The sequence below is a fragment of the Pontibacter akesuensis genome, from assembly GCF_001611675.1.
Taxonomy (GTDB): domain Bacteria; phylum Bacteroidota; class Bacteroidia; order Cytophagales; family Hymenobacteraceae; genus Pontibacter; species Pontibacter akesuensis.
The window spans coordinates 67,836-84,150 of record NZ_CP014766.1 but is presented as its reverse complement, the minus strand read 5'-3'; the positions used below and the strand labels follow the sequence as shown (position 1 = coordinate 84,150).

The window sequence follows — 16,315 nt, the reverse complement described above, 5'->3', positions numbered from 1 at the left end:
GGTTTGAGCGCAGGGCCTTTGGCCCTGCGCTCCTGTTTTACGGTAGGCAGTTGGGGTATTAAGGCTGCTCTTCAATCACCGGTGCTGCCGATGCAGTATCCGTTTCAAATGTGCCGGCAGTGTCCGCTTCGTATTCAATCTGAGGCCTTACTTCATCGCCCGCCTGAATGTCAGTGTCCTCCTCTGTAGCGCCTTCGTTCGCGGCATCACCACAGGCGAAAGTACAAGTTCCGAGCAATATGATCAGTAGCTTTTTCATAGTTCTTTCAATAGTTTAGTAACTCTAGAACGGCATAAACAACAGGTTGTTACAGGTTTAGCAAGTATAGCTGGGAGCCCTGATTGCATCCTGAACTTAAAGCTGCAAGTATGGCTGTTCTAAAAAAGGAAATGCGCTGTAGTTATTTAAAACTACAGCGCATTTCCTGTAAAAAAGTAGCGAAGGATTTAGTTCTTCAGTTTTACTTCGTCTGCGGCATACCACTCGGCAAATGAACTCTGCGTTTCCCAAAGCTTTAAGCAGTGCAGTGAGAGGTTCTCAGGTAATTTGTTGCGGAGCTTTGTTCTGAAATCAAGCAGCATGTTTTCACAGGTTGGCTGGTAAGGTGTTAAAACCAGTTTGTGCTGCAACTGCTGCAACATGCTGATCAGTTCTGCCGGGCTATCCTGACTCAACAGCAGGGCATGGTCTACCTCATCTACAATTGTTTCCTGAACCAGCTTTTTCAGATCACCGAAGTCCAGCACCATCCCATTTTTAGGATGCCCTTTCTCCTGGATGGGTATGCCGGTAATGGTTACCTCCAGGCGGTAGCTGTGCCCGTGAATGTGGCTACAGGGGCCATCGTACCCCTGCAGCGCGTGCGCCATCTCGAAGGTGAACAGGCGCGTTAACCGTATTATGTTCATTGCTTTTTTAATCGGCAGCTGTTTTTGGGAGGCGGGCAAGCAGCAGTTCCTCTTCGGCATCCAGCAACTCATCCAGCATCAGCACCTGCTGCTCCAACTGGTCTTTAAAGAATTCAGGCAGCTGTTTTTTGTAGTATTGAATACCCTGTTGTAAATTCTCCCAGAAGCCCTGCAGGTACTTGTATTGCTTTTCCGTCAGCGTTTCGAGTTGCTCGTCTTTTTTGTTTTTCCAGTAGTCGATGTACATGTTTAGCTCCTTGATAAACACGTGCGGTCGATAGGTGCTGTTGAGCACGTTAAAGCGGCCATAGATGTGATCGACCATCTCCTGCAGCCTGAAAACACCTGAAAAGTAAGCCAGGTTAGGACCGGGGCAGATGGTAACGGCTTTGGAGGCGGCTTTTTTGCCGATGTTCAGTAGCTGCAGCGCTGCGTTGGCCAGTCCGTCGCAAAGGCACTCCTTTGCCAGCACTTTTGCTTCCTCGGCCTGGTATACTTCTGATGGCAGCTGCTGTTCCTGCAACTGAATCAGTTTGCGCCGCTGGTACTTGCGGGAAGCCGTGCAAATGGGCTCATCCGTAAACTCGGTGTTCGAAACCAGGAACTTCTTGATACAGGGGCTGCCGGGTTTGCCTTTGGCTGCACGGTCAGCCTTTTGCTGCTCGCTTGAAGTGCCCCGCAATGCATTGAAAGGTACGCCCAAGGGAGATATCGGGCTCAGGTACAAATCTTTTTCTGTGGCCTGCACCAGCTTTGCAAGCGTTTCCTCGTCCACTGTGGTTGCTTCGGGTACCAGCAGGAAAGGCGTTCCCCAGCCGGTGGCGTCCATGCCATAGTGGCGGCGCATTAGTTTGTCTTCCCCCGCCGTACCGATTCCACCCTGCGCACTGATGCGTTGTTCCGGAACATCGTACGGTACCTGGTTGCCTTTGGCGGCCAGGGCGGCACTGTACAAACTGTAAAGCTCCAGGCGCATGCTCTCACGGTTCTGCCGGAACTCCTCCAGGATAGGGCCCATCAGGTAGCCGTCGGTGGCGAAGGCATGGCCGCCGCAATTCAGGCCGGACTCCACTCTGAACTCAGATACCCAGATGCCTTTCTTAGCTAGTATCTTACCCTGAACAAAGGCAGAGCGATAGTCACTCACTTTGATGATGACTTCCTTCTCGAATGCACCTTCTTTATCTGGCAGAAAGCACTCAAACTGCTCCAGATACCCGTAAAGGCGCATGTTCATACCCGCTGAAAACACCAAGGCGGCCCGTACGGTGCTGTTGGCAAACCCACGCAAGGCGGCCTGGGCATCGGTGTACTCCTGTGGCAGCGGCTCCCCGTTTTTCGCGAAGTTCGTTTTATCCAGCTTCGTCATGATGTTCACGTCAATCCGTCCTGGCACCACCGCCTCACACAGCTCTTCCTGAATGCACAGCCGCTGAAAAGGATCTTTGGTGTAGCGCATCTCCAGGTACTGCTCCCGTAAAGGAGAATGATCCGGTAGCATCTCAAAATAGCGGGTAAGGTCACTGTCTGGCGTGAACTCCTGCTGCTTCAACTCCTGTATTTGCTCCTGCACCAGCTCATCCGTCAGATTTAAGAATGCGGTAATGCGGCGGGCACGGTAATCCTCCTCACCAGGGGCGATGGGAAAGTATGGCCGCCCGTGCTGCTGGCTGTAGTGGGCCCTCAGTTGCTCGAGCAGCACATCGTCTCCGATTGATACAACAGACGTGATGCCGAAGCGGGCCACCTTTAAAGGGGAATCGGCCGTGAAGGCAAGCCCCATTACCGGGATGTGAAATGTGTGCGGTGCGTGCTGGTTCATATGTACTTATTTTTTTGATGCTTTTAAGATCGATGATTCACTGGCCTGCTCTACTCAACATCGTCATTTCAAGCACAGAAGCTGGAGCAGGCGCTAAGGAGTGACAAGGTAGCGGGTGTGGGTTCGAAGCTGAATGCCGGGCATCATTGGCAGGCATGATATATATCATTGCTATATTGAAAAGTGCATATAATGACGAAAAGCAGCCGGTTTATGGGGCAGAAGTGACGACAGTCATTTAAATAGCGGTTTAGTAGAAGTAATCTTGCATAAAGAAATCTGGATTATGAGCCTATACAACATACTTGCCCCCGCCATGCGCAACCCGCGGTCTTACCAGGCATACCACAGTGTGGTGGCAGAGCTGGTAAGGCAGCAGAAAACCTCTGGCCCTGAGCAGTCAGAAGAGCGCATTGCTTACACGAAACTGAACCTGCAGCGCATGAAACGGGTGGAGAAGCAGTTTGTGCTCCTGCCTGAATTGGAAATGCTGCTGCAGGAAAACAAGCCGGAATGGGAGTGGGTGGTCTTGTCGGAATCCTGGTGCGGCGACGGCGCGCAACAGATTCCAGCCATTGCCGCTATTGCCGCACAGGCACCTGGTATTTCCCTCCGGGTACTGCTGCGCGACGAAAACCCGAACTGGATGGACACCTGCCTGACCAACGGCAGCCGTGCCATCCCGAAGCTGATCTGCACCTCGCCCGTGACAGGGGAGCGCATGTTTACCTGGGGCCCGCGCCCGGCAGCCATCCAGGAGCAGCTCAACAATTTTAAGGCAGCCAACCCACGGGCAGAGGCAGCGGAAGTTGCCCTGTACCTGCACAGCCTCTACGCCCAGGACCGTAGCCAGGCCCTGCAGCAGGACCTGCTGGTGCTTATGCGCAGGGCGCTCCAGGTAAAGGAGAATGAGGCGCTTGCACACTAATTAACCAGGCAAAACAGGCTTTACTCGAACCTGTTGGCCGGTACACGCATCTACTGAAAATGAGAAGGGAATGGCTTATCGTGACGCTTTTGAACCTGGTGGTGGTGGCCTTTCTGGGGCTGTTGCTTCGCTGGATGTTTGTGGCGCCGCTGGAGGGGATCAACTATAAATACCTGCTGCACGGGCACTCGCACGTGGCGTTGCTGGGCTGGCTGTATTCGGCCCTTTTCGTAGCGTTGCTGTACGCGTACCTGCCTCCCCTTATGCAGCAGAAAAAAGTATACGCCCGGCAGTTCTGGCTCTCACAGGGCGCAGTGGCGGGTATGCTTATCAGCTTTCCGGTGCAGGGCTATGCCTTCTTTTCCATCACCTTCTCTTCGCTCCACATCCTGCTGAGTTACTGGTTTGCCTACCGGTTCTGGCGCGATGCCAAAGCAGCGAACCTTGCCCACGGTGCACATAGTTTTTCATTCAATCTGATTCGCGCCGCGCTGTTTTTCATGGTGCTTTCCTCGCTTGGACCCTGGGCGATGGGGCCGATCATGGCAACAGGCCATATTGGCGACAGTTTATACTTCAACGCCATCTATTTTTACCTGCATTTCCAGTACAACGGCTGGTTTGCGTTTGCGGTGACGGGCCTGCTTTTCTGGCTACTGGAAAAGTATAACGTAGGCTTCAACCGTGCTATAGCGCTTGCTTTTTTTCGGCTGATGTTCTGGTCCTGCCTGCCCGCCTTTGCGCTCTCAGTGCTTTGGACAAAGCCGAATGGGCTTGTATATCTGCTAGGTGGTGCGGCGGCTTTTGGGCAGGTAGTGGCGCTGGGTTTATTGTTGCGCTTGCTTTACCCGTTGCGCCAAGCCATACTTGCTCGTTTTGACGCCTGGAGCCGAGCGCTGCTGCTGCTATCTGGTGTAGCGCTTGTGATGAAGATCGTGATGCAATTTGCCTCCGCTTTTCCGTATGTGGCTGACCTGGCTTACCGGCAGCGAAACTTTGTAATTGGCTACCTGCACCTTGTTTTGCTCGGGTTTGTGAGTCTTTTTCTGCTGTCTTTTTTTGTGCAGCGCGGCTGGTTAAGCTTCCAGACAATCAGGAGCCGCTGGGGCATCAGTCTGTTTTTAACCGGACTTGTAGGCAGCGAAGCCATACTTTTTCTGCAGGGCATCTTCTTCTGGGCTGGTGCAGGTTTGATTCCACACTATTTTATACTCCTGTTCTGCATCAGCATCGCCATGCCAGTGGGAATATTGCTGTTTTTCATCCCACAGATTTCCGGCCTCAGAAGTATAAAGCAGGAGCCGGTGGCAAAAGCGAAGCTACAACATAAAGTTGCCTGAGGAACAAGGAGGCTGTTCACTCTATACCCCATTTGTAATCCCGAAAGGTTCTTTTCAGCCATAAGCATCAGCTTAAGCTCGCTTAAAACAAGACTATTTATCCGAATAACAGAAAAGGAACTGGTAAGATTAGCCTTACTGGCGCAAGCGTCCGCTTGTGCCTCCTTCAACTATACAGATTCAAAACAATCTTATTCTAAGCAGCAGCTTGGTTGTTGCTTTGTCTAGACAAAAAGAAGCCGCAGCTTTACTAAACAGCTGCGGCTTCTTTATTTGCTTGTCACTTGAATCAACTGCAGCCCAGACTATTTCCGCAGTTCAGGCATTTGTAGCAGGTACCGGAGCGGATGGTGATGTGGCCGCAGGTGTTGCAGATGGGTGCATCGCCCATCATGCTGGCCAATACCTGCTGCGTTTGCTCCATCAGAACCGTGCGGCTTTGGGACACTCCTTTGTAGCTGCCGTTGGCGGCGGCTGTACTTGGTGGGGCTATACTTGCTTCTGCCGATGAAGGTGCTGTTAAACGCTGCAGCATAACCACCTCCTGAGTTTCCTCTGATTGTACATGCACCAGGTCGTTACGTTGCAGGTATTCGTAGCCCAGCAGGCGGAAAAGGTAATCGAACACTGAGGTAGTGGACTTGATATTGGGGTGCTCCACGCGGCCAGCCGGCTCAAAACGGGTGAAGGTGAAGCGGCTGACAAACTCCTCCAGCGGCACGCCATACTGCAATCCCAGCGACACGGCAATGGCGAAGCAGTTGAGGATGGAACGGAAAGAGGCTCCCTCCTTATACATGTCAATGAAAATTTCACCCAGCGTGCCGTCGGCATACTCACCTGTTCGGATGTACACCGTGTGCCCGTCAATCTTCGCTTTCTGGGTGAAGCCCTTGCGTTTGTCGGGCAGTTTGTGGCGCTCCACCATGTGCGTGAGCTGCTGCCGGAAAGCAGGACTATCGGCATTGGCAAGTATGGCTTTGGCTGCCTGCAGCACCTGCTCGGCATTGTAACTCAATTCCTCGGGTTTGGCCGTGGGTTTCTCCGTTTCAGCTTTCGCATTTTTACCGGACAGCGGCTGCGACAGTTTGCTGCCATCGCGGTAAAGTGAGCAGGCCTTCAAACCCAACTCCCACGAAAAAGCATAGCAATGGGCTACCTCGGCGACGGTGGTTTCGTGGGGCAGGTTAATGGTTTTAGAGATGGCTCCGGAGATAAACGGCTGTACCGAAGCCATCATCCGAATATGCCCCTCGGGCAGAATATACCGTGTACCGGTGTGGCCGCAGCGGTTGGCGCAGTCAAAAACAGGGTAGTGCTCCGGCTTCAGAAAAGGAGCGCCCTCCACCGTCATCGTGCCGCAGCAGTAGTCGTTCAGTTCTGCTACCTGTAGGTTTGTAAAACCAAGGGCGCGCAGCAGGTTAAACTCCGGCTGCTGGTATTGTGCAGGCGTGAATCCCAGACGTTGCAGGCAGTCATCACCCAAAGTATAAACAGAGAACAACGCGCTGATGTCGTACGCAGTAGGCAAGGCCGCCTCCAGCACCGCAACATCCTGCTCGGTGAAACCCAATTGTTGCAGGGCTACCTCGTGCAGGTGCAGCGCGCCTTTCAGCGAAGCGTGTCCTTTGGCGTAATGTACAATGGCTTCGGACTCTTTGGAAGTATAGCCCAGCTTCTGGAGTGCCGCCGGTATACTTTGATTGATGATCTTGAAGTAACCGCCGCCAGCCAGTTTTTTATACTTCACCAAGGAAAAATCTGGTTCAACGCCTGTTGTGTCGCAGTCCATGAGCAGACCGATGGTGCCGGTGGGGGCGATAACGGCGGCCTGAGCGTTGCGGTAGCCGTGTTGTTGGCCCTGCTCCAGCGCCTCGTCCCATACTTGTCGCGCAGCCTGCAGCAGGTAAGCCGGGCAGGTGGCTTCATCCAACCCCACTGGTTGTACATGAAGCGACTCATACTTCTCTTGCTGGTTATAGGCAGCGTAACGGTGGTTCCGGAGCACGCGCAGCATGGCGGTTTTGTTTTGCGCATACTTTGGGAAAGCGCCCAGCGCTGCTGCCATTTCTGCGGATGTTTTGTAGGCGGTGCCTGTCATCAGGGCAGTGATGGCGGCGGCGGTACTCCGGGCTTCGGGGCTGTCGTAGGGGAGGCCCTGCACCATGAGCAGCGCACCAAGGTTAGCATAGCCCAGGCCGATGGTGCGGTAATCGTACGAGCGCTGCGCCACCGCCTCAGATGGGAACTGCGCCATCAGCACCGATAGCTCCAGCACCACCGTCCATAGCCGGCAGGCGTGTTCGAAAGCCGCTACATCAAACTGCTGCTTCTTAGTGTTATAGAATTTAAGCAAATTAAGGGAGGCGAGGTTGCAGGCGGTGTTGTCGAGGAACATGTACTCGGAGCAGGGGTTGGAGCCGCGGATAGGGCCGTCGGCGGGGCAGGTGTGCCAATCGTTGATGGTGGTGTCGAACTGCAGGCCCGGGTCGGCGCAGGCCCACGCGGCGTCTGCAATCTGTTGCCACAGTTCCCGTGCCGGTATGCGTTGTACGACGCTGCCGTCGGTGCGGGCGGTCAGTTCCCAATCCCTATTTTCCTGCAGCGCTTCCATAAACGCATCCGGCACGCGTACCGAGTTGTTTGAATTTTGCCCTGACACTGTCTGGTACGCCTCCCCGTTGTAGTCAGAACTGTAGCCCGCGGCAATCAGCGCCGCCACCTTTTTCTCCTCTTCTTTTTTCCAGTTGATAAACTCCACGATCTCGGGGTGATCCAGGTCGAGGCTCACCATTTTGGCGGCCCTGCGTGTGGTGCCTCCTGACTTAATGGCCCCGGCCGCGCGGTCTCCGATTTTCAGGAAAGACATCAGCCCAGAGGAAGTGCCGCCGCCTTCGAGCGGCTCGTCCTTGCCCCGGATGCTGGAGAAGTTGCTGCCCACGCCCGAGCCATACTTGAAAATGCACGCCTCCTGCACCCACAAATCCATAATGCCGCCCTTGTTCACCAGGTCGTCGTTTACGCCAAGTATAAAGCAGGCATGCGGCTGCGGACGCTCGTAAGCCGAGGTGGATTCCTTGAGTTCCTGTGTGTCTGGGTCAACATAAAAATGACCCTGTGCCTTGCCGGTGAGTCCGTAGCTTTCATAAAGGCCGGTGTTAAACCATTGCGGGGAGTTGGGCGCGGCATACTGGCCCAGCAGCAGGAAAACCAGCTCGTCGTAAAATGCCTGTGCATCCGCCTCTGATTTGAAATAGTTGTAGCGCTGGCCCCATACTTTCCAGCAGTTGGCGAGGCGGTGCACCACCTGCTTCACCGATGTTTCGGTGCCGGTGCTGCCGTCGGACTGAGGGACGCCCGCCCGGCGCAGGTACTTTTGGGCCAGGATGTCGGTAGCAATCTGCGACCACATTTCCGGTACTTCCACGTCCTTCAGCTCTGCCACCACCTCGCCGGTGGGAGTGCGGATGGTGGAGGAACGGCGCTCATACTTATAGAACGTGTAGGGGCTGCTGCCCGCTTTAGTGAACAGGCGCGGAATGGTCATGCCTTCTAGTGTGGGTTGGTGTTTTGCCATAAGATAGGGGTGAGCGTGAATAGAATTGGTTTGCATTGTGGTGCTGCGGGTTAAAAGTGGGACCATCTGCGCGTATGAAAAATGACGAAGATCATTCCTATAGAAGACTTTACTGTCTTTTATTCAGCGACGGCTTTTTTACTTTTGAAATACAAATCAGAAGCAGAAAAGAATTTTAACCTTCATCAAATTCAACAATGGAAAATACCGCAACAGTAGAGACCCTGGATGTAACCGTGCTAGCGCCACGCCTGAAGCATCCGACCATATTCGACCGTTTTGACAACCTGCAGGGCGGCCAGGGATTCATCATCCACAACGATCACGACCCAAAGCCGGTGTATTACCAACTGCTGGGCGAGCGCGGCAATATCTTTAAGTGGGAGTACCTGGAGCAGGGCCCCGAAGTATGGGAAGTGCTGATTACGAAGCTAAACCTCGAGGCCGGTGAGTCTATCGGGGAGCTGGTGGCAAAGGACTTCCGCAAGGCGCAGGTGTTTAAGAAATACGGCATCGACTTCTGCTGCGGCGGCAAGAAATCCATTAAGCAGGTGTGCGAGGAAAAAGGGCTTGACGCCAATGTGGTGGAGAAAGAACTCCAGGCTATTCCGGATGCAAGCACCAGCAACGAAACCGACTACGCCAGCTGGGAGCCATCCTTCCTGGCCGATTATATCGTGAACGTTCACCACAAGTATGTGCGTGAGGCCATTCCGGCGCTCTACGAGTACACCTCGAAAATTGCGCGCGTGCATGGCGGCCGCCATCCGGAGTTGCTGGAAATTGCCAGGCACTTCACCAACGTAGCCAACGAACTGGAGGCGCACATGCCGAAAGAGGAGCGCGTGCTGTTCCCGTTCATCAAGCAGTTGGTGGAGGCTAAAAAGAGCGGCGTACAGCTTGATAAGCCAGCCTTCGGCTCTATCCAGAATCCGATCAACATGATGGAGATGGAGCACGAGGCAGCTGGCGAGAGCCTGGAGGCAATCCGTGCGCTTAGCAGTAATTTCGCTTTGCCCGCTGATGCCTGCGCAACCTACACCGTTGCCTTCAAAAAACTGCAGGAGTTTGAGGACGACCTGCACCGCCACATTCACCTGGAGAACAACATCCTGTTCCCGAAGGCCATTGAACTGGAAAAAGAAGTGATTAAATAAACTCTCTGAATCAGGAGTTGCAGGATGTGAAAGGATGTGCAGAATTTGTTTCGCTGTTGTGCAGACTTCACAGCGTGGAAGGTCCTGCGAGTGTCTTGTCCGCCAGGCGTGAAGTATGAACTACTGAATCTGTTCATCCTGCTTCATCCCGCAATTCCTGATTCAGAAAAATTCTCAAGATCATGAAAAAGACTGCATCCATCACCCCACAGAAAAGAGACAAGAGTTTGGTGCCGCTTTCCAGGGAACACCACTTTGGGTTGCTATTTTGCTGGAAGCTGCGCCAGGGCCTGAAGAAAGGAACAGATCTGGATCTGATTCGCGACTACGTGCGCTATTTCTGGGGCAACATCCTGAAGGAGCACTGCCAGGAGGAGGAGTGGCTGCTGGATCGGCTGCTGCCCAAAAACGATGCCCTGCGCATCCGTATTGAGGAGGAGCACCGCCTGCTGGAGTCGATTATCAACCTAATCCTTAAAGAGGAGAAACTGACAAAGGAGCTGTATGAAATGCTGCAGCTGGACCTGACCGACCACATCCGGTGGGAGGAGCGGGAGCTGTTCCCGTACCTGCAGGACCAGGCGAACCCGGAGGAACTGGAACTGGCGGGGAAACTGCTGGAGCAGTGCCACACCGTGCACACCGACGATTTTACACCGGAATTCTGGGTACACAAAAAAGCAGAAGCCTAAGTATGAATCTGGCCGCCAGCACCAAAATATCCGCCATCATTAAAGCCAACCCGGCGGCGATAGAGGCGATTGCAAGTATAAGCGCTCATTTTGCGAAGCTGCGAAACCCGCTGCTTCGCAAAATTTTGGCGTCGCGTGTAAGTATAGCGGATGCTGCGCGCATTGGCGGCTGCCAGATAGAGGACTTTTATCGGAAGCTGGCGCCGTTGGGTTTTACTATGGCTGCCACGGCGGCACCCGAACCAACCCCTGTTGCCGTTGCCGCCAAACCGGAATTTCTGCAGCAGCTGCCAATAGAAAAAATCACCACCCTGGACGTGCGCGAAAGCATAGCCGCTGGCCAGGATCCATTCCGGTTGATTATGGATGCCGTGACAACCCTTGATCTAACGCAGGCGCTGCTGCTGGTCAATACTTTTGAGCCCACGCCCTTGCTGACTATACTTCGGAAGAAGGGATTTCTGCATTTCGTGGAGAACCTTGGGCTGGAGCTGGTGCATACTTACTTCTGGCGTGAAAACGCGGCAGCGCCCGTTTCTGGGGAAGCACTCACTGCCAGTTCCGAAAGCTTTGATGCGCTGCTAGCGGCCTATGCCGGCAAAGTTCGACGCGTGGATGTGCGCCACCTGGAAATGCCGCAGCCCATGGTTACTATCCTTTGTGAACTGGAAAAGCTACCTGCGGATGCGGGACTGTACGTGCTGCACAAACGAGTGCCGCAGTACTTGTTGCCGCAGTTGCAGGAGCGGGGCTTTGCTATAAGTATAAAAGAGGCTGGCCCAGGCGAAGTATATTTGTTCATCTATAGAAAATAAAGAAATGAGCACTGCCTCTACTTCAAATTCACCGGGCAAATGGGTTGTATTGCCGCATTATGCCTTTGCCGCGCTGTCGTTTGTGGCCATGAGCGTGTTGCTGCTTTTCTCCACCGATGCCTTTGGAGGCCATTACTTCAACCCAAAGCTGCTCACCATCACGCACCTAACCGTGCTTGGCTGGGCCACCATGTTGATCTTTGGCGCGCTGTACCAACTGCTGCCTGTGGTGCTGGAGAGCAAACTTTACAGCGAAAAGCTGGCGGTCTGGACGTTCGTTTTACTTGGAGTGGGCACCATGTTGCTGGCCTGCGCCTTCTGGCACTTCTGGGTGGGTTTGCTTCTGCAGGTGGCGGCGGTGCTGTTGTTTTTCTCTTTCTTGTTGGTAACAATCAACATCATTCAAACAGCCCGCAAAGCGGCAAAATGGGCCGTGGAGGCTGATTTTATCGTGACCTCGGCTGTTTGGCTCCTGGTAACGGGTTTTGTGGGACTGCTGATGGCGTTCAATTTTACCTATGCGTTTTTGCCACGTGATCATGTGCATTACCTGCAGCTGCACGCGCACATGGGCATGGCAGGCTGGTTTCTGCTGCTCATCATCGGCGTCGGCTCCAAGCTGATCCCGATGTTTTTGCTGTCGCACGTGGCAAGTATAAAAAAGCTCAACTGGTCGTATAATTTCATCAATGCCGGGCTAGTGCTTTTCATTTTCGACCACCTGCTTTTTCGCACGGCGCTTTTGCCGCTCTACGCGGCCTTGGTGGTGGGAGGGGTGCTGCTGTTCCTGTGGTTTTTGCACGATGCCAAGCAGCTGCGACAGCGGCAGGATGTGGACCTGGGCATGAAACAGACCTTCGTGGCGCTGGCGCTCCTGCTGCTTCCCCTGCTGCTGGTGTTTGTGGTGAGCAGCAACCTGGCCTTGCCGCAGGAACTGCTTTCAGCCATCTACCTGGTGTATGGCCTCTCTGTGTTCCTGGGTTTTATTTCAGCCCTGATCCTGGGGCAGACTTTTAAAACGCTGCCCTTTATCGTGTGGATGCATGCCTACGAAGACTACGTGGGGCGCTTTAAAACACCGCTGCCGAAGGACATGTACAGCAACATGTTGCTGCGCTGGCAGAACATCCTTTACCTGGCTGGCTTCGTGCTGCTGGTTGCTGGTGTGCTGCTTCAGATGCAGCCTGTTATACTTGCCGGTGCCATCTGCTTCACGGCCACCTCGCTCCTGTACACGGTCAACGTGTTCCGCATGCTGCTGCACAAAGTTCATGACCTTAAACCTTTTACGTATGGAAATGCAAACGCCTGATATTGGAAAAGATGTTTTCGAGACGCTCAGGTATATCATTGACCCGGAACTCGGGGTGAATATTGTGGATCTCGGGCTCGTGTACGAAGTAAGCCTGGATGGGAAACTGCTGGAAGTGAAACTGACGCTTACCACCCCGGGCTGCCCCATGAGCGGCACCATCGTAACTGCCACCGAACAAATCCTGCTCAAACGCTTTCCTAACCTCGAGGTGAAGGTAAACCTTGTCTGGTCGCCGCCATGGTCTCCTGACATGATAACGCCGGAAGGCATGGCGCAGTTGGAGGGGCGGTAAACTTAAGACCGGGCAGGAGAAGGGGCTGCTAAGTTTTCGGGAAGCCGCATTAAAGACATTTGCGTCCGTAAAGTTACGTGGTGGAAAAAACTTCTCCCGTGGAGGCTAAGCCTTTTACTTAATTGCCACCATGGCCTTTCAGGTGGACCAAATCGGAGAACTTAATAGCCTTCGCGCAGGAGAGGAGCCATCTTGTTTCCCGGACATCTTTTACAACTGCCAACATCACCCACCATACTTAATTACAAAGGCCCCATGATATCAAAATGATGGGGCCTTTGTAATAGCTTTGATGCTGAAAGCTGGATTAGCCTCGCAACACAAGTATAGGGTGCGACAGGTTCGATTCATCTGATAAGAAATCCATCGCTCCGCTGCCTATACTTGTTGCAGCAACAGCGAAAAGCACCAGCAGTTGGTGTGGCTGAAGTTGTGCTATGAAGGGATTTTTAACTGGCGCTGCTGTGCTTACAATTGCTACGTCATTCCTAATTGATGATTCTCCTACGGCGGCGATAGGCTGATGCGGCTGCAGAAAGCTGCCCGTGCCGTATACTTTCTTTAGCTTTGGCAACAGGGAGTTTTCCGCTATACGTGTGCCATACTGTTCCTGCCCGAATGCCATGCCCGCTGCTTGCGTGAAAACAGCCAGCGGTGGAACGAAAAGCAGGGCGGGCATTCCTGTGGCAAGTAAAGTTGTTGTTGTCTCCCCGCTTTGCAATTGCTGCAACGAGGAAAAGGCCAGCACCACCACATCCGCCTTCACCCGGCGGGCAAGCGAGGGGATTTCATCGGCCGAGAAGCCCGGCTTCAGCAAGCGTGTAACAGACACCCCATAGTGGTCGTGCAGTTCATGTGCCAGTTCATCCATCTTTGCCTGCCGCCGCTTTTCAATGCAGGGTTTACTGTCCTCATTTTCTGCGACCACGTCTGCCATGCTGTACGTATGCAGCAGGATTAGGCGGCAGCCGGCACAGCACGCCAGCCTTGCAGCATATATGGCTGAATTGCGCGCGTTGTCCGAAAAATCTGTTGCTACCAGTATGTTTTTCATCAGTGGGGCTACCTTAAAATTTAAACCAAACCTGCCGTAGGGCGGCACTTCACTTTTCCTTCGCCTGTAGAAACAGCCTGTTCAGTTAGCGTGTGTAAAGTTATTTTTCGTATGCCTTCTCCTGTATGATGTACAGCACCCGGGGCAGTGATAATTATCAGTTTGAGGCAATGATTGCGGGGATAGTTGGTAAATATTAGTTCTAGTACCTATTTTTATAAAAACGTTTGATTTGGAAGAACCTTTGCATACCCATCAGGACCAGATAGACAGCCGCACCCGTTTAAAGGCGATCATTGACACGGCGATCGACGGCATCATCACCATCGACACCCGTGGCATTGTGGAAACAATGAACCCTGCTGCGGGGAATATCTTTGGCTATGCGCCCGAGGAGGTGATTGGCCAGAACATCAGTATGCTGATGCCTGAGCCCGACCACAGCAACCACGACAAGTACATCCAGAATTACCTAGAGACCGGATATGCCCAGATAATTGGGAAGGGGCGCGAGGTGCTGGGCAAGAAGAAAGATGGAAGCGTATTCCCTTTTCTGCTAAGTATAAGTGAGGTGCGCCTGCCCGACAGGCTAATCTTTACAGGCATTGTGCACGATATCTCGGAGTTGAAGAAGGCTGAAAACGCCCTGCGCGAGAGCGAGAACAAAATCAATTCCATCATACAGGGAGCGGTTGACGGTATCATCACGATCAACCAGCGCGGCATCATCGAAATGGTGAACCCCGCCGCCGCGAAACAGTTTGGCTACAGCGCCGATGAGCTCTTGGGGCAGTCCATTAACCTGCTCATGCCCGAGCCGGACAAAAGCCTGCACGACGGCTACATGCACGACTACGAGGTAACCGGCAAGCGCCGCATCATCGGAATTGGCAGAGAAGTAACAGGTCTTCGGAAAGACGGCACCATCTTTCCTTTCTATTTAAGTATAAGTGAGGTGGAATTGAGTGGCCGCAAAGTATATACTGGTTTCGTGCACGACATTACGGTGCAGAAACTGAACGAGGAGCGCCTGCGCCGTTACGCCGCCGAACTGGAGCGCAGCAACAGGGAGCTGCAGGATTTCGCCTACGTTTCCTCCCACGATTTGCAGGAGCCTTTGCGGAAAATTCAGGCATTCGGCGACCGCCTGATGACGAAGGAGTATGACAACCTGAGCGAACAGGGCAAGGATTATGTAAACCGCATGCTCAATGCCGCCTCCCGCATGCAGAACCTCATCAACGACCTGCTGGGCTTTTCCAGGGTTACCGCCAAATCAAAGGCTTTTGTGATGGTGAGTTTGGACGACATACTTTCGGAGGTGATTTCGGACCTGGAAGTAAGTATAGAACACACCGGCGCGGAGATTATCCGTTCGCCTTTGCCAAACATAGAGGCAGAGCCGACCCAGATGCGGCAGCTGTTTCAGAACCTGATCAGCAATGCCATCAAGTTCCGCAAAGCCGAGGAGAGCCCGATCATCAACGTATATGCCAAAAGCCTGCAGCGCAAGGCCCACCTCACTGCCACACCCGGCGATGAGGTGGTGGAGATATACGTGGAGGACAACGGCATCGGCTTCGATGAAAAGTACCTGGACCGTATCTTCAACATTTTTCAGCGGCTAGAGGGGCAGAAGTATGAAGGCTCAGGTATTGGCTTGGCGGTATGCCGTAAAATTGCCATCCGACATGGCGGCGATATTACCGCCAGCAGCCAGCCCGGTGTAGGCACCCGCTTTATCATCACACTCGCACGTAAACACCCAGAGGAGTAGATTAAAAATTATGGCCGATAAAAAAACAATTGTTATTCTGATTGCCGACGATGATGCCGAAGACCGCATGATGGTGAAGGATGCCCTGGAGGAAAGCCGCCTGAAAAACAACATCCACTTTGTAGAGAACGGCGAGGACCTGATGGACTACCTCCATCACCGGGGGAACTTTACGGATAAGGCAAAGTTTCCAACACCGGGCCTTATTCTGCTCGACCTCAACATGCCGAAGAAAGATGGCCGCGAAGCTTTGAAGGAAATTAAATCGGATGAGTACCTGCGCCTGATTCCGGTAGTCGTGCTCACCACCTCCAAAGCCGAAGAAGATATTCTGCGTACTTACGATCTGGGTGTCAGCTCCTTTATAACAAAACCCGTTACGTTCGCCTCGCTCGTGGATGTGATGAAAACCCTGAGCAAGTACTGGTTTGAGATAGTGGAGTTGCCGAAGCTATAAGTATAATGTCCTACTAAGAGAGGGTTATTGAACACTGAGTTAAGTATAAAATAATACTTCTAAGGGCGAACTGGTTTAGCTGATCAGTTTACTTTTTAAGTGCCGCTTGTTTATACTTTCAAGCCATACTTTATCAGGAGTTACTAGAGCGAAGCATACAGCTAAGACAAATTAACCCCC

General features: G+C 53.1%; 14 protein-coding genes. 9 read left to right on the top strand and 5 right to left on the bottom strand.

Translation table 11 applies throughout. The features are described from left to right. Positions 1–58: 58 nt before the first annotated feature. The 3 genes from A0W33_RS00370 to A0W33_RS00360 form a co-directional block, all read right to left on the bottom strand. On the bottom strand, positions 59–259 hold the full coding sequence (locus tag A0W33_RS00370) for a hypothetical protein (RefSeq protein WP_068836319.1): 201 nt from the start codon (positions 257–259) through the stop codon (positions 59–61). A 188-nt stretch (positions 260–447) separates the two neighbouring features. Continuing rightward, positions 448–909 (bottom strand): 6-pyruvoyl trahydropterin synthase family protein, encoded by a 462-nt coding sequence (locus tag A0W33_RS00365; protein WP_068836318.1) that lies wholly within the window; start codon positions 907–909, stop codon positions 448–450. Positions 910–916: 7 nt separating this feature from the next. Beyond that, complete coding sequence (locus A0W33_RS00360) at positions 917–2,731, bottom strand: hypothetical protein (RefSeq protein WP_068836317.1); 1,815 nt, start codon at positions 2,729–2,731, stop codon at positions 917–919. 286 nt (positions 2,732–3,017) lie between these two features. Between A0W33_RS00360 and A0W33_RS00355 the strand changes: the two genes are divergently transcribed. Then, positions 3,018–3,659 carry a thioredoxin family protein gene (locus A0W33_RS00355; RefSeq protein ID WP_068839849.1) on the top strand — a complete coding sequence of 214 codons (642 nt, stop codon included), beginning with the start codon at positions 3,018–3,020 and terminating at the stop codon, positions 3,657–3,659. 59 nt (positions 3,660–3,718) lie between these two features. Beyond that, entirely contained in the window at positions 3,719–4,999 is a 1,281-nt protein-coding gene (locus A0W33_RS00350) for a hypothetical protein (RefSeq protein WP_068836316.1), read from the top strand. Positions 5,000–5,288: 289 nt separating this feature from the next. Here the strand turns inward: A0W33_RS00350 and A0W33_RS00345 are convergent, their stop codons facing one another. After that, the gene (locus A0W33_RS00345) at positions 5,289–8,576 is read right to left on the bottom strand and encodes a vitamin B12-dependent ribonucleotide reductase (protein WP_068836315.1); all 3,288 of its coding nucleotides are present in this window, start codon (positions 8,574–8,576) and stop codon (positions 5,289–5,291) included. Between the two features lie 197 nt (positions 8,577–8,773). Here A0W33_RS00345 and ric point away from each other — a divergent pair, with 197 nt between their 5' ends. The 5 genes from ric to A0W33_RS00320 all read left to right on the top strand — a co-directional run bounded on the left by ric (position 8,774) and on the right by A0W33_RS00320 (position 12,847). Then, positions 8,774–9,733: an iron-sulfur cluster repair di-iron protein gene (gene ric, locus A0W33_RS00340; protein ID WP_068836314.1), complete on the top strand. Its 960-nt coding sequence runs from the start codon at positions 8,774–8,776 to the stop codon at positions 9,731–9,733. A gap of 182 nt (positions 9,734–9,915) precedes the next feature. Beyond that, positions 9,916–10,425, top strand: coding sequence for a hypothetical protein (locus A0W33_RS00335; protein ID WP_068836313.1), 510 nt, complete (start codon positions 9,916–9,918; stop codon positions 10,423–10,425). Positions 10,426–10,427: 2 nt separating this feature from the next. Continuing rightward, positions 10,428–11,240, top strand: coding sequence for a DUF2249 domain-containing protein (locus A0W33_RS00330; protein ID WP_068836312.1), 813 nt, complete (start codon positions 10,428–10,430; stop codon positions 11,238–11,240). 4 nt (positions 11,241–11,244) lie between these two features. Continuing rightward, entirely contained in the window at positions 11,245–12,552 is a 1,308-nt protein-coding gene (locus tag A0W33_RS00325; RefSeq protein WP_068836311.1) for a cbb3-type cytochrome c oxidase subunit I, read from the top strand. Continuing rightward, positions 12,533–12,847, top strand: a complete 315-nt coding sequence (locus A0W33_RS00320; RefSeq protein ID WP_068836310.1) for a metal-sulfur cluster assembly factor — start codon at positions 12,533–12,535, stop codon at positions 12,845–12,847. Before A0W33_RS00325 ends, A0W33_RS00320 begins: the two co-directional genes overlap by 20 nt. A gap of 307 nt (positions 12,848–13,154) precedes the next feature. Here A0W33_RS00320 and A0W33_RS00315 read toward each other — a convergent pair whose 3' ends face one another. Further along, positions 13,155–13,901: a universal stress protein gene (locus A0W33_RS00315; protein WP_139237098.1), complete on the bottom strand. Its 747-nt coding sequence runs from the start codon at positions 13,899–13,901 to the stop codon at positions 13,155–13,157. Positions 13,902–14,133: 232 nt separating this feature from the next. On the opposite strand from A0W33_RS00315, the gene A0W33_RS00310 reads away from it, so the two are divergent. Beyond that, positions 14,134–15,678 (top strand): sensor histidine kinase, encoded by a 1,545-nt coding sequence (locus A0W33_RS00310; protein ID WP_068836308.1) that lies wholly within the window; start codon positions 14,134–14,136, stop codon positions 15,676–15,678. A gap of 10 nt (positions 15,679–15,688) precedes the next feature. Continuing rightward, complete coding sequence (locus tag A0W33_RS00305) at positions 15,689–16,135, top strand: response regulator (protein ID WP_068836307.1); 447 nt, start codon at positions 15,689–15,691, stop codon at positions 16,133–16,135. The last annotated feature ends 180 nt before the right edge of the window (positions 16,136–16,315 follow it).